The following is a 19,154-nucleotide window of genomic DNA, read 5'->3' on the forward strand; positions in this document are numbered from 1 at the left end:
TCTTGTTGGATATGTGAGACTGAGGCACGATGGCCGCATGAGCGATGATTCGGTGGTGCGGCCGCGCCCGGAAGCGGCAGTCACCCTGCGACCCGCCTCCGGAGTGCGGATCGAGGGCGGGTTCTGGGGCGAGCGGCAGCGGGTCAACCGCGACGTGACGATCCCGCTGGGCGGCGAGCGGATCCGCGAGTCCGGCACGTTCGCCAACCTGGAGGCGGCCGCCCGCGGTGCCGGAGGGGAGCACCGCGGCAAGGTCTTCGCCGACTCCGACGTCTACAAGTGGCTGGAGGCGGTGGCCTGGGAGCGCGGCCGGGCCGACGGCGGCGAGCTCGCGCGGTCGTACCAGGAGGCCGTCGCGCTGGTCGCGGCCGCCCAGCGCCCGGACGGCTACCTGCACACCCACACCCAGCTCACCGGCCGCGAACCCTACTCCGACCTGGCCTCCAGCCACGAGCTCTACTGCGCCGGCCACCTCATGCAGGCAGCCGTCGCCGGCAGCCGCGCCCTCGGCGACGGCACGCTGCTGCGCGTGGCGACCCGCTTCGCCGACCACCTCGTCAAGGACCTGCCCGCCGCCGCGCTCGACGGGCACCCGCAGATCGAGACCGCCCTGGCCGAGCTCTACCGCGAGACCGGCGCACGCCCCTACCTCGACCTGGCCGCCCGCATGGTCACGGACCGGGGCCGGGAGAGCCTGCCGCTCAAGGGCCACCACGGCCCCGGCATCCGCCAGGACCGGGTGCCGCTGCGTGAGGCCACCACGGTCGAGGGGCACGCGGTCCGCGCCATGTACCTGGCCGCCGGAGCCACGGACGTCGCCGTCGAGACCGCCGACGGCGACCTGCTCGCCGCGCTCGCCCGGCAGTGGCGCGACATGGTGGCGACCAAGACGTACCTGACCGGAGGGCTGGGCTCCGTCTGGTACGGCGAGCAGTTCGGCGGCCCGCACGAGCTGACCCCCGAGACCGCCTACTGCGAGACCTGCGCCGCCGTCGGCAGCGTGCAGTGGTCCTGGCGCATGCTCCTGGCCACCGGCGAGCCCGCCTTCGCCGACCTGATGGAGCGCACCCTCTTCAACGCCGTCCTGCCAGGCATCTCCCTCGGCGGCGACCGCTTCTTCTACGTCAACGCGCTGCGGGTGCGCGCCGACGCCAACCCCGACGACCGCCGCGCCGCCGCCCGGGGCCGCCAGGACTGGTACGGCACCGCCTGCTGCCCGCCCAACGTCATGCGCCTGCTGTCCTCGCTCGGCCACTACCTCGCCACCCGGGACGCCGAGGGGGTCCAGGTCCACCTGTACGCGCCCGGCACGATCCGGACGGGGGACGTGCTGCTGGAGGTGGAGACCGACTACCCGTGGGACGGGCGCGTCGAGCTCGTGGTCCGGGAGACGCCCGATCGCCCGTGGACGCTCGCGCTGCGCATCCCGGCGTGGGCGGACGGGGCCGGTGTGGAAACGCGGTTCGGCGCGGGCGGGCGGCCGGTCGCGTCCGGCGCGGACGGGCGGCCGGTCGAGGCCGGCGGGTATCACCGTGTCAGGCGCACCTGGCGGCCCGGTGACCGGGTCACGCTGGACCTCGCCGTCCGGCCCCGCCTGACCGTCGCCGTGCCCCGCCTGGACGTGGCCCGCGGCCAGGTCGCGGTGGAGCGCGGCCCGCTCGTCTACTGCCTGGAGCAGGCCGACCACCCCGGCGTCATCGTGGACGACCTGTGCCTGGCCACGGACCCCGGCCTGCGCGACGGGACCCCGATGACGGGCCTGCCCGCCGAGGTGGTGCCGGTCACCGCACGGGGAAGGGCGCACGTGCACCGCGCGGACGACGCGGGCTTCCCGTACCGCGCCGCAGGCGCGCCACGGGAGCCGGAGCACGAGGGCCCGGTCGGCCTCACGTTCGTGCCGTACTACACCTGGGCCAACCGCGGCACCGGCCCGATGACGATCTGGGCGCCGATGCACTGACGCGGCCGCAAGCCTTCCGAAGGCCCGTCACGCCCGCAGGACGGTGACCTGGCGTCCGGACGGGGTGACCGCCTGTTCGAAGGCGCCGCGTTCCTTCCACGGTGGGGCCTCGGGGCGCCGGTCGAAGATCACCAGTACACCGGTGGAGAGGGTGAGGCGGTCCAGGTAGCGGTCGAGCTGGGCGAGGCCGTCGGGCAGGGGGTCGTTCTCGCCTGCCCGCCAGACCTTCAGCTCCATGGCTTCGCGCTGCACGAGGCGGTCGCCTTCTGGGCCGGGGTAGGGCCATCGGACCAGGACGTCCAGGCGTTTGGTGCCGGCGGCGTACTCGCGGTCGAGCTGGCCGCCGCCGTTGACCAGGCGGTGCAGGAAGGCCATCAGGATGATCTGGCAGGCGGCCTCGTGGTAGCCCTCCTGCTGGATGAGCACCTCGCCGTGCTCGCGCCAGAACACGACGAACTCCTGCAGCAGGCGCGGCAGGTCGAAACGGTCGTCCGGCAGCACGAAGCTGCGCGGATCGGCCATCACGTACTGTTCCGTCGGGTCACCCAGCACCCGCAGGACGACCTCCCGGTAGATCGGGTTCGCCACCTCCAGCGGGGGTTTCTGCTTGATCAGGCCCAGATCACGGGCGTAGGACAGATCGTCGGAGAAGGTCAGGTCCATGGGCGGGAAGACCCCGGCCACCACGGGCTCCATCACCCGCTTGACCCGCGGCTCGTGCAGCCTGGCCACCAGCGCGTCGAGATGAGTGGCCCGGTTCCGGATCAGCCGCTCCTTGGCGTCTTCCACTTGCCCGGCGTTGATGGTGCCGGTCACTCCCATCTCGGTGACGACCTCGTAGGCGAGGGCGTTGACCAGCCATGGTTGTCCCTGGGTCAGCTCGAAGACCCGGTCCACCGCGTCCTTGGCGAACTCCTGGCCGGTCGCCTGCGTGTGCTGGCCGTACAGCTCGGCGATCTCATCGGCGGTGAAGTCGCCCAGGCGCAGCGACTCGGCGACGATGTTGAACGGGCTGCCCGAGTTAGACCGGCCGGATTCGCCGCCCGAGGCGACCTCGTAATCACGCAGGCCGCGCAACCCGCACAGCACCACGGACGCGGGGAACGGATGGCCCCCTGGCCGCGCGTTGTGGCCGTGGCGGAGCTGGCTGAGGATGCTGACCAGGCTGTTGCCCTGCAGGGCGTCGATCTCGTCCATGAACAGCACCACCCGGCGCGGGCAGCGGCGGCACCACTCGGTCAGCGCCGAGCCGAACCGGGCGCCCGCCGGGGCCTCCGGCCGGGGATCCGGCGGCAACAGCTCTGCCGGCCATCCCGTGCGTTCCGCGGCCTCGCGGAGGGAGTCCAGCAGAATCTCCTCCGCGGCCGCGTAGTCGTCACCGGCCGACTCGGCGCGCTCGCAGGAGAACATCAGGGCGGCGATGTCGCCCTCAGCTGTCAGCTCGGAGGCCAGGGCGTCCAGTGTGGTCGTCTTGCCGGTCTGCCGGGGCGCGTGCAGCACGAAGTAGCGATCCATCTCGATGAGCACCCGCGCCTCGGGAAGCCGCTGCGCGGGAGGCAACATGTAGTGGTGCCGCGGGCCGCAGGGGCCGGTGGTGTTGAAGTACTTCGCTCCGGGTGGCCGCATGGTCACATTCTGCCACTGGCCTCCGCCGGGCGCCTGAAACTGCTAGCCGACCGTGACCCCGGTGATCGACAGGCCCTCGACGTCGGCGGCCACGTCCGCACGCGACACCCGGGCGAACGAGCTGTCCCTGATCGTGACGTCCCGCAGCGGCTGCTCCGGATAGCCCCGCAGCAGGTACGCGCTGCGCGTACGGTCGCTGCGCACCCCCGCCACGTGGATGTTGCGGATCGGCGGCGGATCGTCGCCGTTGTGCCCGTCGCCGTGGTAGAGATCGATCGAGACGGCCTCCTTGGTCAGCTCGCTGATCTCCACGTCGCGCACGAAGACGTTCTCCACGAAGCCGCCGCGCACCGAGTTCGTCTTGATGTAGAGCCCGAAGTAGAGCCCTTCCCCGCCCCAGCGGCAGCGTTGCACGAACACGTTGCGGATGCCGCCGGTGGTGTCCGTGCCGATCGCGACGGATCCGTACCGGTAGCGCATCTCGCAGTCCTCGATCAGCACGTCCTCGCACGGCACCCCGACCCGCCGCCCGTCAGGGCCGCGGCCGGCCTTGACGGCGATGCAGTCGTCGCCCACGTCGAACACGCAGCCGGAGATCACCACGGACTTGCACGACTCGGGGTCGCAGCCGTCGTTGTTGGGCCCGCGCGAGTAGATCGACACGTTCCTGACCAGCACGTTCTCGCAGCGCACCGGGTGGATCTCCCACATGGGGGAGCGGACGATGCGCACCCCCTCCACCAGCACGTTCCTGCACAGGTACGGCTGGATCAGGTTCGGCCGCAGGTAGTGGCCTGCGCCGAAGACGCGCTGCTCGACCGGCACCCCCTCGGCGGCCATGCGTTGCAGCTCGGCCCAGTCCTCGTCCTCCCACGGCATGCCCTCCCGGTAGCCGAACTCCGGCGTGCCCACCCACGGCCACCAGTGCTCGGGCCCGGCCGAGCCGTCCAGCGTGCCGCCCCCGGTGATGGCGATGTTCTCCTGGCCGTAGGCGTAGACGAAGGGGGAGTAGTTGTAGCACTCGATGGCGGAGAAGCGGGTGTGGACGGCCGGGAGGTAGTCGGCGGGGTCGGTGCTGAACAGGATCGTCGCGCCCTCCTCCACGTGCAGGTCCACGTTGCTGAGCAGGTGGATCGCCCCGGTGGGGTACGTCCCCGGCGGCACCAGGACGTGGCCGCCGCCCGCCTCGTGGCAGGCCGCGATCGCGGCGCGGAACGCGCTGGTCCACTTCTCCCCGCCGCCGTAGGAGGTCACGTCGAACCAGCGGTCGGGGAACTCCGGCGGGCGCACCCGCTCCCGGAGCTCGTCGGCGTACCGCCAGGCCTCTTCCTCGGTCACGAAGCTCATGCCACCTTCCTCATGCGCAGCGCGTGATACAGGGGCAGCGCGATCACCCAGGACGGGTTCCAGGTGTTCGCCTCACCCGTGCGCTGCCAGTTGGTCTGGAAGAACCCCTCGCCCTGCTCGCCCGGCGTCAGGAAGCCCCAGTCGCCCGGCTCCGTGCAGATGCCCTGGCCCATGGCGTGCAGGATCCGGTCCGCCTGCTCCGCGTAGTCGGCCCTGCCGGTCGCCCGGCCGAACTCCATCAGCTCGGAGGTCGGGAAGAACACGTCGAGGTGGTGGTTCTGCACGCTCACCGACGGCCAGCCGCACGCCTTGAAGTCGCGCCGCTCGAACGTGCTGCCCTCGTCGAACTCCGGCGACCACACGTAGACGAACGTCAGCAGCCAGTCGGCCGCCGCCTCCGCCCACCGCGCGTACGTCTCCCGCCCGGTCAGCCGGAACAGCTCGTGGGCGGCCAGGAAGAAGTACATCCCGGCCTCCTTGTCCTCCCCCGAGGCGTCCAGCGTGGCGTGCGCGAACGGCCGCTCGAACGTGGCCGCGTGCAGCCGGTGGTAGTGGCCGAGCACCTCCTCGGCGCGCAGCAGCCACATCCGCTCCCCGCTCAGCCGGTACGCGCCCAGCATCGCCTGCACGCAGGAGATGCCCGCCGCGCTCACCATCGGCGAGACCGGGGTGCCCATCGGCGTCCAGCCGAGCGGGACGACGCCCTCGGGCAGCCTGGTGTGCCAGAAGATCGAGGCGGCGTCCGCCACCGCCTCCGCCCACTCCGGCGGCACCTCCAGGCCCGCGTCCCTGAACCGCAGGGCCAGCGCCGCCAGGTCGGTGATCGTCTCGCCGTGGGCGCGGCTGGAGACGAAGTCCGCGCCGTCCTTGCGGAACATCTCCCAGCTGCCCTCGTCGACCAGGTAGCGGGCGGCGCGCAGGCCGCGCACCGGCGTCGCGCTGCCCTCGACGTAGAAGTCCGCGGCGCGGCGGGCCCGCTCGACCCGCTCCGGCTCGCCCCGCTCGATGCCGAGCAGGGCGTCGCACAGGGCCAGCTTCATGCACTGGCCGGTCCAGCCGTACAGGTACGAGCGGGGGCGGCCGTGGCGGGTGCCCTCGTAGGCGAGGTAGCCGTCGCCGTTCCAGCGCGCGTCCATGGCGCCCGTCTTCAGCCGGACGATGTCGTCCGCCGAGAGCGGTCTGGCGGGCTCGTCGCGGTAGAGCCTGGTGTGCACGAGCGTCCTGAAGCCGAACCCGCGCGGCTCCACCGGGCCCCAGTCCAGCGTGTGGCGGGTGGTGATCGTCTCGCCCGGGGCCAGGTCCCGGTAGCCGATCGGGCGGTCCGCCACCTGCGCCTTGCTGACGTAACAGACGTCCGGCTCGCCGTCGAACATGATCACGCCCGTCAGGGCGGCCACGGTCAGCCCGGGGGACCGGACGACGCCGAGCGAGCCGTAGGTCACCCTGCCGTCGTGGCCGCGGGTGGCCTCCGGGTGGGCGAACAGGCTGACGTAGCGGCCGTCCCAGGCGGCGTTCACGGCGGGGACGGGGAGGCGATGCTCCTCGGCGACGTACGGGATGCGGGGCACCTTCCTCGCCGGGTCGGAGGAGGGGTTGTCGTTGTAGAGCACGCCCGGCATGGTGACGTGGGCGTCCTGGGTGGGGAGGGGGAGCAGGAGGCCGGCCGCCACGTCGGTGATCGCGGCGGCGGAGTCGTTGCGCCAGGTGGTGGTGAGGGTGAGCAGGCCGTCCGGGGTGAAGGCCAGCTCCAGTCCCGCGCTCAGCCCGCCGGCCCGCGCCGTCACCACCACCGTCCCCCGCTGGAGGCGCACGGTGCCCGGTTCGGCGGGTTCGACGCGCCACGGGCGGCCCGCCGAGGCGGTGAGCAGGCCGCGCAGCGGTGCCCGCAGGTGCGGGCCGGCCGCGTCGCGACGGCCGAGCCGCACCTCGGGGCCGCCGGGGCCCGCCACCACCTCGACGAGCTTCCCGCCGGGCTCGGCGATGGCGGCGAGCACGCCGGCGGGCGTGGAGTCGCGTACCGGCGTCATGGCACCCGCCGCAGCCGGACGGCCTGCCCGACCGTCCCGGGCAGCGGGACCTTCACCGCCGGGCCCTCCTGGACCCCGTGCGGCGTCACCGTCATCTCCCACGTGTCGATCACCTCGACCTCGTAGCGCCCCTCCGGCACGTCGTACTCGCGCTGCGGGAACCGATGCTCACCGCAGAACTCCAGGTAGAACTCCCCGGGCAGCTCCAGCATCGGCGCGTCCCTGTCCCGGTACCGTGCCTGCTCGGGGATCGCGACGAGCACCTGGCGCAGCAGCCGCAGCCGCGGCACCGCCTCGCCGACGAGCGTCCCGCCGCTCTGCGACCAGGTCAGCCCGTCCTCGTCCAGGTACGACTCCCCGTGCGTGACGCACCGCCGCCGCACCGCCCCGTCCCAGGCCTGGGTCACGACCTCCTGCGGGGTCAGGCTCAGCCACGGATCGGGCGCGTCGCCCTCGTAGCCGCACATGTCCATGACGACCGGCTTGTGGTGGTCGCGCGTCTGGACCCACGCGTCGCGCGGGCTGCGCGCGGTCACGCTGCCGTGCGTGAAGCCGCGCCGCCACAGCAGCGGCGAGTCGGCCGGGACGGTGATGGACAGCGGATGGTGGCCGGGATCCTCCTCGGCCACCAGGTCCGCCAGCCGCACCCAGTCGTGCTCGGAGATGCCGGGCAGGCGCGCGGGGCCGGCCGACAGCGACCACCACACGTTCGGGTGCGCCGCCAGGCGGGGGACCACCTCCTCCAGGTAGCGCGTCGCGGCCGCCACGTCGGCGATGCCGTCGTCGGGGTGCAGCAGCACCAGCTCGGCGGTCACCCCGATCCCGGCCAGCTCCGCCACCCGCTCCTCCAGCGAGTCGAGCGTGCACCGGCCGGCCAGCGCCGCCATCCGCACCCGGTCGAAGGGGGAGGCCTGCAGCGTGGCGAGCGTCCGCGCGCGCCGGTTGGCGCCCTGCAGGTGCCAGGCGAGGGCGGTCGTCGCCATCCCATCGATGATCATGGTGCAACCCTCGTCATCCGCAGCGCCAGGTACGGCCGGCGCGGCAGCGCCACCCGCGCCTGCTTCCGGTACGCGCCGTCCACCGGGGTGATCGTCATGTTCCAGGCGTCGATCAGCTCGACCTCGTAGGCGCAGCCGTCGTCGGGCAGGTCCACCGTGACGGAGGCCGCCTGCCGCCGCCCCAGGTACCGCAGCAGCACGCCCTCGCGGCGCGCCTGCATGACCTGCCGCAGGAAGGCGATCCTGGCGGGGCTCTGCCCGTACAGCCCGCCGCCGTTGCCGATCCAGGCCCGCTCCTGGAAGCCGGCCAGCGACTCGCCGTGGCCCACGTAACCGCCGCGCGCCATGCCCTCCCAGAAGCGGTCCACCAGCTCCTCGCCGGTGACGTTGCCCCAGCGCTTGCCGATGTTCCCCTCGTAGCAGATCTCGTCGAGCACCACCGGCTTGGGGCAGGCGCGCAGCCACTCGTCGGTGGGGGTGACGTCCCAGTGCTGGATGCTCTGGTGCGTCACCCAGGGCTTGGTGAAGTCGTACAGGGTCGCGACCTCGTACATGCGGGTCCCGTTGTGGATCGAGCGCAGGTGCTCGTACGGGTCCAGCCGGGCGATCGTGCGCAGGATGTCGTCCCAGTCCTCGACGGTCTTGGCCGTGTTGAAGTCGTACTCGTTGGCGGCCGACCACCACACGTTGCGGTAGGCGGCCAGGCGGGCGATGACGTGCCGCAGGAAGGCGTGGTCGGCCTGCCTGCCCATGTCCTCGATGCCGCGCCGGCCGAAGTCGTAGGGGTGGAAGAGGATGATGTCGGCCTCGATGCCGAGGTCGAGCAGGTCCCGGACGCGGGACTCCAGGTGGCGGAAGAAGACCGGGTTATACCGGGTCTTGTCCAGCCCGTCCGGGTCCTTCCCGGCGAACGGCACCTGCGGCGGCGTCATCGCGCCGGTCGGCAGCACGCACATGCGCAGCTTGTTGAAGGGCGAGGCGGCGAGCGTGCGCAGCGTCTGCCGCTCGCGCTCGTCGTCCATGTCGTGCGTCCAGTGGTAGGCGGTGGTGCCGAACGGCAGGTACGGCGTGCCGTCGGCGTACTCGAATGCGGTGCCGGACGCGCGCACGGGGCCGTGGTTGCCCTCGGACGCGGGCGACACCTCGAAGGCGCCCGCGTGGCCGTCCAGCTCGGTCACGTTGCTCACGGTGGTGTAGCTCCACGGACCCACCGCGTCCGGCATGAACCGGACGCGGTAGACGCCGTCGCCGTCGTAGAAGCCGTCGGCCTCGACGATGCGATTGCGGAACTGGAACCGGGCCGACAGACGAACGTCAGCGAAGGGGTTGCCGTCGGACGGCCCGGCCAGCTCGATCTCGTGGACGCCCCAGCGTTCCACGGTGGGGGACAGTGTTACCAATCCTTCCCCGCGGCGGCCTGCGCCTTGATGTAGTTGGGGATGTCCTGCTGCTCGGAGACGGCCAGCGACTGCTCGGGCGTCATGCCGTCACGCAGCACGTGCTGGCGGAAGACCGACCACAGCGGCAGGTCCCAGAACTCGGTGTTCTGGTAGTTCGACACCGCGGCGTTCTCGCCCCAGTAGACGGCCGAGGTGTCGAGGTTCGCCAGCGCGGGGACGCTCTTGCCGAAGTTCGACACGACGCCTTCGGTCTGCAGCACGGCCTTGATGCCCTGCTTGGAGATCTCCGTCTGGGCCTCCTCCGACACCAGCCACTTCACGATCCGCAGCGCCTGATCCTTGTGCGCTGCGGACGGCGGGACGAACGCGGCCCGCGTGTTCGGCTGGTAGATGGTCGTGGAGCCGCGCTTGAGCACCGGGATCGCGGTGACCCCGATGTCGACGCTCTTGGCCTGCTCCTTGAACGACTCCTCGTCGCCGTCCTCGATGAACAGCTCGTTGCCGGCGTACATGTTCAGCCGCGACACCGTCTCGACGGCCATGGCCAGGTGGCCCGGCTGGCTCATGTCGCCCTTGAAGAAGTCCGTGACGGTGGTGAACTCGTTGCGCGGGATCGTCAGGAAGCGGTACAGGTTCTCCACGTACTGCTTCCAGCCGTCACCGGTGATGTCGACCTTGAGCTCCTCGGGCTTCGGCTCCTCGCCCGCCGTCGGCTGGAACGGGTAGAGGCCGGCCTGGTTGAACTCGAGGTACTGGTCGGGGTGCTGCATGTAGCCCTTGTAGTGGTCCAGGCCGTCGTCCCTGGTCAGCTTCTTGGCCAGCTTGTACGCCTCGTCGTACGTCATGCCGGGCTTGGGGTGCTGCACCCCGAACTTGTCGAAGATCTTCTTGTTGTAGAGCAGCACGTGCTCGTCGATGAACAGCGGCACGCCGTAGATCCCGCCGTCGGAGCGCGACCTGGTCAGCTCCACGGCGGCCTTGTTCAGCGTGTTCAGGTCGATGCCGGCCTTCTGGAGGTCGGCGGTGAGGTCGCCGACCCAGCCCATCGGCTCCAGGTCGCGGTCGATGCGGGACTTGGGGTCCTCGATGATGATGTCGGGGGTGACGCCCGCCTTCTTGAGGTCCTCGTACCGCACGGGGAGGTCCCACGTCGCGTACTTGATCTTGACGTCGGGGAACGCCGCCCGCAGCTTGTTGCCGATGATCTCGTCGAAGACCCGGGTGCCCTGCCGGGACTCGTCGACGGTCGCCTCGAACGGCTTGTAGTTGGCGGCGAAGATGAACAGCTCGTCGTCGCAGACCTGGAACGGCAGGTTGTACTTGTTCCCCACGTCCTTGCAGGCGGCCGCCGAGGCGTCGGCGGGCACAGCGGTGACGGACAGAGCGAGCGCCAGCAGCGCGATCCCACGAACCTTGCTCATCATTCACTCTCCTTGACGGGGGAATAACTGCACTGGCGCACGACATTGCGCCGGACGCCGTTCTTGAACTCGGTGATCGTGTGCTCGGGCCAGTTCGAGAGCAGGCCCACCGCGTTGCGCAGGTATTCCTCGTTGAAGACCACGTGCCGGATGTTGTTGCGGTTGTAGGAATAGACCAGGTGGATGAAGCCGTCGGCGCTCTGGGTGAGCACCGGGTAGGTGAACTGCGGGCCCGACTGGGCCTCCACGTCCACCGAGTGCTCCCACGTGCGCCCCTTGTCCGGCGAGAGCGACAGGCGCATGGGGGAGCGGTGCTCGACCCACGGGTTGTAGGCCAGCACGAGCTTGCCGCTGTCCAGCTTCAGCGCGGCGACGCGGGAGTTCGGGTTGCCGATCGGCTCGGCCACGGGAGCGCTCCACGTGCGGCCGAAGTCGGTCGACTCGCTCTTGTAGATCGCCTTGTCGCCGGTCCGCATGTACGCGGCCAGCCGTCCCGGCTCCACCTCCACCACGGTCGGCTGGATCGAGCCCTCCGGCGTGCGGATCCAGGCCCCGGTGTCCTCCGGGTACGCCTTCCACGTGCTCAGGTCCTGGCTGAAGACGTAGAAGCCGGAGCTGGAGCTGGCCTCGTCGTAGATGGGCAGCAGCACCTCGCCGTTCGACATGCGGATCGGGTTGGTGCCGACCATCCAGCCCCATTCGGAGCGGATGACGGTGGGCTCGCTCCAGGTGTGGCCGCCGTCGTCGGAGGTCTTGAGCCGGATGGAGGCCTGCTCCCAGCCGTGCCCCTCGATGACGACGTAGAACAGGTAGACCCGCTTGCCGTCCGACCACAGCACGGGGTTGCCGTCGGCCTTGCCCGGCTCGTCGACCACGACCTCCGGCTTGGACCAGCTCTTCTTGCCGGTCGCCAGCCGCGACAGGTAGAGCGCCTGGTTGGCGGCGCCCTCCGACGTGCCGCCGTAGTAGACCGTCAGCATGTCACCCGTCGGGGCCTGCGTGACGGCCGCCGCGTGGACCTTGGGGACGTTCGGGTCGGGGGCCGCCACGTCCTGGCGGCAGGCGTACGCGCCGGTGGGCGCCACCTGCACGTCGCCGTCGCCGTGCGCGCCCGTCACGTACGAGGGCACGCCGACGGCCACCGCCAGGGCACCGTATAAAAGGCTCTGCCGAATTTTCATGAAGCGTCGATCTCCAGATACTTGATGGTCTTCCGCAAATAGGAGAAGGCGACGTCCAGCCGCCCCTCCCGGCCGTCGGTGACGCTCGGATAGGAATAGCCGAGCTCGCTCTGCCAATATTCGGAGTCGGAATCCTGCAGTACACGCCGGTGCGGCCAGTTCGCGCCGCCGTCCTCGGAGACGGCGACGACCAAGGGGGTGCGCAGCGCCTTCTTGCGCCGTTCCCCGTTCTTGGTCACCCACCTGAACTGGTCGCGCTCCAGGCTCGCGTCGTTGTAGACGAGCGCGAGCCGTCCGTCGCCGAGCCTCGTGAGCTGGACGGAGGAGTCGTTGTTCGGCAGCTCGGTCCGCGTCGGAGCGGACCAGGTGCGGCCGTCGGAGGAGGTGGAGGCGTAGATCCGCCCCGCCCGCCGGTCACGGAACATCGCCAGCAGCCGCCCGTCGGGTTGCTGGGCGATCGTCATCTGGACCAGGTCCGCGCTCCCGGGAACCTGGTGCTCGGTCCACGTGCGCCCGCCGTCCGCGCTGACCTCGGCCACGCTGTGGTCGCCGCCGGCGGTGCAGTGGTAGGCGGGCAGCACCCACGCGCCGTCGTCCAGGACGATCGGCGGGTGCCGCACGAAGATTCCCGGCTCGGACAGCAGCACGCGCGGCTCGCTCCACGTGCGGCCGGCGTCGGCCGAGGTGCGGGCCACCACGTGCGCGGTGGTCTGGTCGTGCGGCTCCATGGAGGTGTGCAGCAGCCACACCAGCCCGCCGCCGTCCTCGAACAGCACCGGGTTCTGCTCGCTGCGCAGCGGGTCGGCCGCCACGAGCAGCGGCTCCTGCCAGCGGTCGCCGGTCAGGCGCGAGACCACCACGTTCGTGCCGGGATCGCCTTCCTGGGGGCCGCTGAACCAGGCGCACAGCAGCTCGCCGCCGCGCGTGCGCAGCAGGTTGGCCGCGTGGTTGTCGGGGCCGTGCGGCGCCGGCAGCAGCGCCTCGCGCGCGCCGGCCAGCATGGCGGACGGCCGTACGATGCCGTCGAAACGGGGGTCGGTCATACGTTGACCACCGGGTCCTCTCGTACGTCGGGATCGGGGACGCCGCGCAGCTCCAGCTCCTCGGCGAAGTGGCAGGCCACCCGCCGGCCCCGCACCTCGCGCAGCGGGGGCCGCTCGGTGCGGCAGGTGTCCCTGGCGTACACGCAGCGGGGGTTGAACGGGCACCCGGGCGGCACGTGCGCCGGGTCGGCGATGTCGCCCAGCAGCTTGATCCGCTCGCGGTGCCGCTTGGCCGCGGGGTCCGGGTCGGGCACGGCCGACAGCAGCGCCTCGGTGTAGGGGTGCAGGGGCCGCGCGTACAGCTCCTCGGTCGGGCCCTGCTCGACCACCCGGCCCAGGTACATGACCGCGACCACGTCCGCGACGTGCTCGATGATGCCCAGGTCGTGGCTGACGAACAGGAAGCCGAGGTCCGACTCCTCCTGCAGGTCCATGAGCAGGTTGAGGATCTGGGCGCGGACCGACACGTCCAGCGCGCTGACCGCCTCGTCGGCGACGACCAGGCGGGGCGAGAGCGCCAGCGCCCGCGCGATCCCCACCCGCTGCCGCTGACCGCCGCTGAACGCGTGGGGGTAGCGGTTGGCGTACTCGGGGCGCAGGCCGACGCGTTCGAGCAGCTCGCCGACCCGGGCGTCGATCTCCTCCTTGGTGCCGACCTGGTGCACCCGCATCGGCTCGCCGATGATCTCGCGCAGGGTCTTGCGCGGGTTGAGCGACGAGTGCGGGTCCTGGAAGATCATCCGCACCTCGGCCCGGTACGGCTTGAGCTCCTTCTCCTTCAGCCCCGCCACGTCGATCACCGAGCCGTCGGGCCGCCGGTAGAGCATGCGCCCGCCGGTCGGGTCGTGCGCCCGCACGATGCACCGGCCCAGCGTGGTCTTGCCGCAGCCGGACTCCCCGACCAGGCCGAGCGTGGTGCCCGCCGCGATGTCCAGATCGACCTCGTCGACCGCCTTCACCGTGCCGACCTGCCGGCCGAGCAGGCCGCTGCGGATGGGGAAGTGCTTGGTCAGGCCTTCGATCCTGAGCAGGGGTTCCTTGCTCACTCGTCCTCCTCGTAGAGCAGGCAGGACACCTCGCGGTCGCCCACGGGCAGCAGGCGCGGCTCGACCGCGTCGCACCGCCCGGCCACCACGTGGTCGCAGCGCGGGTGGAAGAAGCACCCGTCCGGCCGCGCGTACGGGGGCGGCACCATGCCTTTGATCGCCGTCAGCCGCCGCTGCCTGGCCCGCCCCAGCCGGGGCATCGAGCGCAGCAGCGCCTGCGCGTAGGGGTGGCGGGGCGCGGCCAGCACCTGCTCGGCGGAGCCGTACTCGACCACCCGCCCCAGGTACATGACGGCCATGCTGTCGGCCACCTGCGCCGCCACCCCGAGGTCGTGCGTGATCAGCATGATGGCCATGCCGAACTCGCCCTGCAGGTCCCGCAGCAGCTCCAGGATCTGCGCCTGGGTGGTGACGTCCAGCGCGGTCGTCGGCTCGTCGGCGATCAGCAGGCCGGGGTTGCACGCCAGCGCCATCGCGATCATGGCCCGCTGCCGCATGCCGCCGCTCAGCTCGAACGGGTAGGCGTCCACCCGCCGCTGCGGCATGGGGATGCCGACCCGGTCGAGCATCTCGATCGCGCGCCTGCGGGCCTCGGCCTTGCCGACGTTCTCGTGCAGCCGCACCGCCTCGACGATCTGGCTGCCGATGGTGTGCACGAGGCTGAGCGAGGCCATCGGCTCCTGGAAGACCATCGCGATGTCGTTCCACCTGATCTGCCGCAGCAGCTTCGCATCGGCGCCGACCAGCTCGACGGGGCCGCTCTCGCGGTGCAGGGTGATCTTGCCGCCCTCGATCTGCCCCGGCGGGTCCACCAGGCGCAGGATCGAGCGGGCCATGACGCTCTTGCCGCAGCCGGACTCGCCGACGATGGCCAGCGTCTCGCCCCTGCGCACCTTCAGGTTCACGCCGTCCACGGCGCACACGACGCCGTCGTCCATGAGGAAGTGCGTGCGCAGGTCCTCGATCTCAAGCAGCACGTCGTCTGCGGGCACGCCTGCTCACCTTCCTGTTTCCGTACGGATCGGCGGCGTCTCTCAAGCCGTCCCCGAAGAAGTTCATGGCGACCACCACGACCACCACCGCGACGCCCGGCGCCAGCAGCCACGGCGCGTTCGCGACGACGCGCACGTTCTGCGCGCCCTCCAGCAGCACGCCCCAGCTCACGGCGGGGGCCTGCAGGCCCAGGCCGAGGAAGCTCAGGCTGGTCTCGCCGAGGATCATGGCCGGGATGGCCAGCGACAGCGAGGCGATGATGTGGCTGGCGAAGGACGGGATCATGTGCCGGAAGATGATCGACAGCCGGCCCACGCCGTCCAGCCGGGCGGCCGTGACGAAGTCCTCCTCGCGCAGCGACAGGAACCGCCCGCGCACGTCCCGGGCCAGCCCGGTCCACCCGATCAGCGACAGCAGCACCGTGATGGCGAAATATCGGGTCAGCGGCCCCCAGTCGGTGGGGAGCGCGGCCGACAGCGCCATCCACAGGGGCAGCGTCGGGATCGCCATCAGGAACTCGATGACCCGCTGCACGACGTTGTCGACGCCGCCGCCGAAGTATCCGGAGATGCCGCCGATGAGCATGCCGAGCAGGAAGCTGGCCGCCACCCCGACCAGGCCGATCGACAACGACACCCTGGCGCCGTGGATCAGCCTGGACAGCAGGTCCCGCCCGTTCTGGTCCGAGCCCAGCAGGAAGAACGGCTCGCCCTGCTGCACGGGGCCGATCAGGTGGATGTCGGACGGGATCAGGCCGAGCAGCTTGTACTCGTCGCCGTGCACGAACAGCCCGACCTCGATCACCTTGGCCGGATCCTCGGTGTAGCGCTGCTCGAAGGTGTCCGGGTCGCGCTCGGTCGTGTAGCCGTACACGTGCAGGCCGTGCTCGCCGGAGAAGTGCAGCACCTGCGGCGGCGCGTACGTCATCGACGTGTTCGCGGTCGAGCTGGACATCGGCGCGAAGAACTCCGCGAAGATCGCCACGAAGTACACCGGGATCAGGATCGCCGCGCCGGCCATCGCGAGCCGGTGCCGCCGGAACTGCCGCCACATCAGCCGCCACTGCGGCAGCGTCCCTACTTCCTTCGTCGTGGGTCGCCTGAGAAACATGCGGCGCTACTCTCTCTTGTACCGTTTGCGAATTCGCGGGTCCCACCACGCCAGCGCCAGGTCGCTCATCACGGTGCCGACCACGGTGAGCAGGCTGAGGATCATGATGAAGCTGCCGACCAGGTACATGTCCTGGTTCATGACCCCGCTGAGCAGCAGCGGGCCGCCGGTCGGCAGGCTCATGACGACCGAGACGATGGTCTCCCCGCCGATCAGCCCCGGCAGCAACCAGCCCACCGTGCTGAAGAACGGGCTGAGCGACATCCGCACCGGGTACCTCAGCAGCAGCTTCCACTCCGGCAGCCCCTTGGCCCTGGCCGTGTGCACGTAGGGCCGGTAGAGCTCGTCGAGCAGGTTCGCCCTGGTCACCCGGATCATGCCGGCCGTTCCGGAGACCGCGATGACCGCGATCGGCACCCAGAGATGGCCGAACAGGTCGAGGACCTTGCCCAGGTTCCAGGCCGCGTCCTGGAACTCCGGTGAGAACAGCCCGCCCACGCTCTGCCCGAAGTAGCGGAACCCGACGTACATGAGGACCAGCGCCAGCATGAACTCGGGGACCGCCATCCCGATGAAGCCGAGGAAGGAGAAGCCGTAGTCGCCCCAGGAGTACTGCTTGACCGCGCTGTAGATCCCGATCGGGAACGCGATCGCCCAGACCAGGAGCAGCGAGGCGATCGACAGCACCGCCGACAGGACGACCCGCTCGCCGATCAGCGTGGCAACCGGCTGGTTCCAGGCAAACGATTGACCGAAGTCGCCGTGCAGCACGATGGCGGAGATCCACCGCCAGTACTGGACGAAGATCGGGTCATCGAGGCCGTAGCGCTGCCTGAGGTTGGCGGCCTCCGCGGGTGTGATGCCCTCGCCGCCCGAATCCGCGTTCGCGACCAGGGTCGAGACGTAGTCGCCCGGCGGCAGGTTGATGATGACGAACGTGACGATCGAGATCGCCCAGAGCGTCACCACCACGTAGAGGAGGCGGCGGCCGAAGTAACCCAGCACGTCGGCCCCTCAGAGGGAGTACTGCTCGGGCATGGTCGGCCCGGGGTTCACCGGGGCGGCGGCCATGGACTCGGGCACGTTCTTGAAGCTGTTGGAGACGATGCCGTACTCGTTCGGGTACGAGCTGATCCCGATCGAGTAGAACTGCTCCTTGGAGATGCGCACGACCTCCTTGGCATGCTCCAGCGCCTTGGTGAAGTCGGGCTCGGTGCGCATGGTGGTGAACGCCTCCAGCTGCTTGCGCACCTCCTCCGGCGGCTCGTCGCCGCTCTTGCCCTTGCTGCCGTACCACTGGGCCCAGCGGATGGCGTAGCGGGCGCTGCCGGAGTTGCTCGGCACGTAGTAGTGGTCGCCGCCGGTGCCGGTGATCACGTCGAAGTCGCTGCACGTGTACGCGGACGCCTGCGGGTTGTTGCCCATCGTGCGCTCGTCGTACAGCGTGGACGCCACCGGATCGACCCGCAGCCCGACCCCCACCGCCTCCCAGTCCTTCTTGACGAACTCCAGCGCCTGCACGTGGTGGGGGAACTCCGTGTCGGCCATGACCGTGATCATCAGCGGCTTGCCGTCGGGGCCGAGCCGCTTGCCGTCGGCGTCCTTCTCGGTCAGCCCGGCCTTGTCCAGGAACTCGTTGGCCCTGGCGACGTCGTACTCCGTGTACTGCTTGGCGAAGTCCGCGTCGTAGAGGGCGTTGGCCTTGGAGGGCGCGCCCTGCCAGGGCTCGCCCTGGCCCGCGTACACGCCGTCGATGATCTGCTTCCGGTTGATCGCGTACGACAGCCCGACCCGGAAGTCCTTCTTCCTGAACAGCTCGCGCAGGTTCTCGTCGGAGATGGTCTGGTTGAACTGGATGATCATCGTGTTGCTCAGCCGGCTCTGCACGTCGAACAGCCGGTACTTGCCCTTGGTGGCGTTCTGCGCGACCAGCGGCTTGTTCTCCGGCGTGTTGAAGTTGCGCAGCTGCATGTGGAGCTCGCCGTTCATGATCTTCAGCAGCTCCACCTCGACGTCGCCGAGGATCTCCGACCTGAACCGGTCGATGTAGGGGAGCTGGCGCCCCTGCTGGTCGACCTTCCAGTAGTACGGGTTCCGCTCGGCCACCACCGCCGTTCCCTTGCCGATCGCGTTGCTGATCTTCCACGCGTGCAGCGTGGGGATGTCGGCGTTGTGCGGGACGTCGTTCTTCTGCATGAACAGCTGGGTCCAGTCCTCCAGCTGCTGCTCCTTGGCGAGCTTGTCGGCGTCCGGGTTGTACTTCTTGTGGAACTGCTTGAGGTAGTGCTTGGGCAGCAGGAACCCGCTCGCCCCGCCCCGCTCGAACGTGGCCACCGCGATCTGGAACAGCAGGCCCGCCTTCGGCTCCTTGTAGACGTAGCGGACGGTCCGCTCGTCCACCTTCTCGACCTTGACCCGCTCGGTGGTGCTGCCGTTCTCCAGGTAGAGGTCGTAGATGCCGGTCGTGTGCAGGTCGTGGTAGGTGGCCACGTCCTCGAAGGCGAACAGCATGTCGTCGGCCGTGCAGGGCTGCCCGTCGGACCACTTCAGGCCCTCCCGCAGGCGGAAGACGTATTCCCGGCCGCCGTCCTTGACCTCGAACTCGGCGACGTTGGGGATGATGTCGTCCGGGCCCTTCTGCCCGTTGGTGCCGGGCTTGAGCCGGACGAGGGGCTCGTAGAGCGTGAAGGTCAACCAGTCCCAGTCGTCCTCGCCGACCAGGGCCGAGTTCCACGTGCCGCCGTACCTGCCGGGCTCCTGCAGCGGGGTGACGGTCAGCGGGTTCTTCGGCAGGCGCTGCTCCAGCGGCGGCAGCTTGCCGGCCTTGACCAGCTCCGCCAGCGCCGGCGCCTCCTTGGCGGACATGTCGGCGGCCTGCGCCGCGCCGGCGGCGCCCGTGTCCGGGCTGGTGTCGAAGAAGCTGCAGCCGCTCGCCGTGGCGAGCGCGAGCAGTCCCCCGCCGCGGAGCAGGCTCCTCCTCGTCAACGCGTGCTCTGTCATGG

Annotated in this window: 14 protein-coding genes; 1 reads left to right on the forward strand and 13 read right to left on the reverse strand. The window is 70.5% G+C overall.

Annotated features, from left to right (window positions below):
- The first annotated feature begins 37 nt into the window (after nucleotides 1-37).
- Complete coding sequence (locus AB0I79_RS13450) at nucleotides 38-1,960, forward strand: beta-L-arabinofuranosidase domain-containing protein (protein WP_357871454.1); 1,923 nt, start codon at nucleotides 38-40, stop codon at nucleotides 1,958-1,960.
- Nucleotides 1,961-1,987: 27 nt separating this feature from the next.
- Here the strand turns inward: AB0I79_RS13450 and AB0I79_RS13455 are convergent, their stop codons facing one another.
- Genes AB0I79_RS13455 through AB0I79_RS13515 form a run of 13 tightly spaced genes read right to left on the reverse strand, consistent with a single transcriptional unit; the run spans nucleotide 1,988 to nucleotide 19,152 of the window.
- A complete protein-coding gene (locus AB0I79_RS13455) occupies nucleotides 1,988-3,586 on the reverse strand; it encodes an ATP-binding protein (RefSeq protein ID WP_357871457.1) in 1,599 nt (532 codons plus the stop codon).
- 42 nt (nucleotides 3,587-3,628) lie between these two features.
- Nucleotides 3,629-4,933 carry a glycoside hydrolase family 28 protein gene (locus AB0I79_RS13460; RefSeq protein ID WP_357871460.1) on the reverse strand — a complete coding sequence of 435 codons (1,305 nt, stop codon included), beginning with the start codon at nucleotides 4,931-4,933 and terminating at the stop codon, nucleotides 3,629-3,631.
- On the reverse strand, nucleotides 4,930-6,960 hold the full coding sequence (locus tag AB0I79_RS13465; RefSeq protein WP_357871463.1) for a hypothetical protein: 2,031 nt from the start codon (nucleotides 6,958-6,960) through the stop codon (nucleotides 4,930-4,932). The genes AB0I79_RS13460 and AB0I79_RS13465 overlap by 4 nt, the downstream gene beginning before the upstream one ends.
- The gene (locus AB0I79_RS13470) at nucleotides 6,957-7,943 is read right to left on the reverse strand and encodes a DUF5605 domain-containing protein (RefSeq protein WP_357871466.1); all 987 of its coding nucleotides are present in this window, start codon (nucleotides 7,941-7,943) and stop codon (nucleotides 6,957-6,959) included. Before AB0I79_RS13470 ends, AB0I79_RS13465 begins: the two co-directional genes overlap by 4 nt.
- Nucleotides 7,944-7,954: 11 nt before the next feature.
- Nucleotides 7,955-9,337, reverse strand: coding sequence for a DUF5060 domain-containing protein (locus tag AB0I79_RS13475; RefSeq protein ID WP_357871469.1), 1,383 nt, complete (start codon nucleotides 9,335-9,337; stop codon nucleotides 7,955-7,957).
- Between the two features lie 14 nt (nucleotides 9,338-9,351).
- Entirely contained in the window at nucleotides 9,352-10,779 is a 1,428-nt protein-coding gene (locus AB0I79_RS13480) for an extracellular solute-binding protein (protein WP_357871472.1), read from the reverse strand.
- Nucleotides 10,779-11,960 carry a sialidase family protein gene (locus AB0I79_RS13485; RefSeq protein ID WP_357871475.1) on the reverse strand — a complete coding sequence of 394 codons (1,182 nt, stop codon included), beginning with the start codon at nucleotides 11,958-11,960 and terminating at the stop codon, nucleotides 10,779-10,781. The genes AB0I79_RS13480 and AB0I79_RS13485 overlap by 1 nt, the downstream gene beginning before the upstream one ends.
- Nucleotides 11,957-13,003 carry a sialidase family protein gene (locus AB0I79_RS13490; RefSeq protein ID WP_357871477.1) on the reverse strand — a complete coding sequence of 349 codons (1,047 nt, stop codon included), beginning with the start codon at nucleotides 13,001-13,003 and terminating at the stop codon, nucleotides 11,957-11,959. The genes AB0I79_RS13485 and AB0I79_RS13490 overlap by 4 nt, the downstream gene beginning before the upstream one ends.
- Entirely contained in the window at nucleotides 13,000-14,049 is a 1,050-nt protein-coding gene (locus tag AB0I79_RS13495) for an oligopeptide/dipeptide ABC transporter ATP-binding protein (protein WP_357871480.1), read from the reverse strand. The genes AB0I79_RS13490 and AB0I79_RS13495 overlap by 4 nt, the downstream gene beginning before the upstream one ends.
- Nucleotides 14,046-15,041, reverse strand: a complete 996-nt coding sequence (locus AB0I79_RS13500) for an ABC transporter ATP-binding protein (protein WP_357871483.1) — start codon at nucleotides 15,039-15,041, stop codon at nucleotides 14,046-14,048. Before AB0I79_RS13500 ends, AB0I79_RS13495 begins: the two co-directional genes overlap by 4 nt.
- The gene (locus tag AB0I79_RS13505) at nucleotides 15,016-16,152 is read right to left on the reverse strand and encodes an ABC transporter permease (RefSeq protein WP_357871485.1); all 1,137 of its coding nucleotides are present in this window, start codon (nucleotides 16,150-16,152) and stop codon (nucleotides 15,016-15,018) included. The genes AB0I79_RS13500 and AB0I79_RS13505 overlap by 26 nt, the downstream gene beginning before the upstream one ends.
- Before the next feature lie 6 nt (nucleotides 16,153-16,158).
- Nucleotides 16,159-17,157, reverse strand: coding sequence for an ABC transporter permease (locus AB0I79_RS13510; RefSeq protein WP_357871488.1), 999 nt, complete (start codon nucleotides 17,155-17,157; stop codon nucleotides 16,159-16,161).
- A 9-nt stretch (nucleotides 17,158-17,166) separates the two neighbouring features.
- Nucleotides 17,167-19,152, reverse strand: coding sequence for an ABC transporter substrate-binding protein (locus AB0I79_RS13515; protein WP_357871491.1), 1,986 nt, complete (start codon nucleotides 19,150-19,152; stop codon nucleotides 17,167-17,169).
- Nucleotides 19,153-19,154 lie beyond the last annotated feature (2 nt).

It is taken from the genome of Nonomuraea sp. NPDC050202, from assembly GCF_040656115.1.
Lineage (GTDB): Bacteria > Actinomycetota > Actinomycetes > Streptosporangiales > Streptosporangiaceae > Nonomuraea.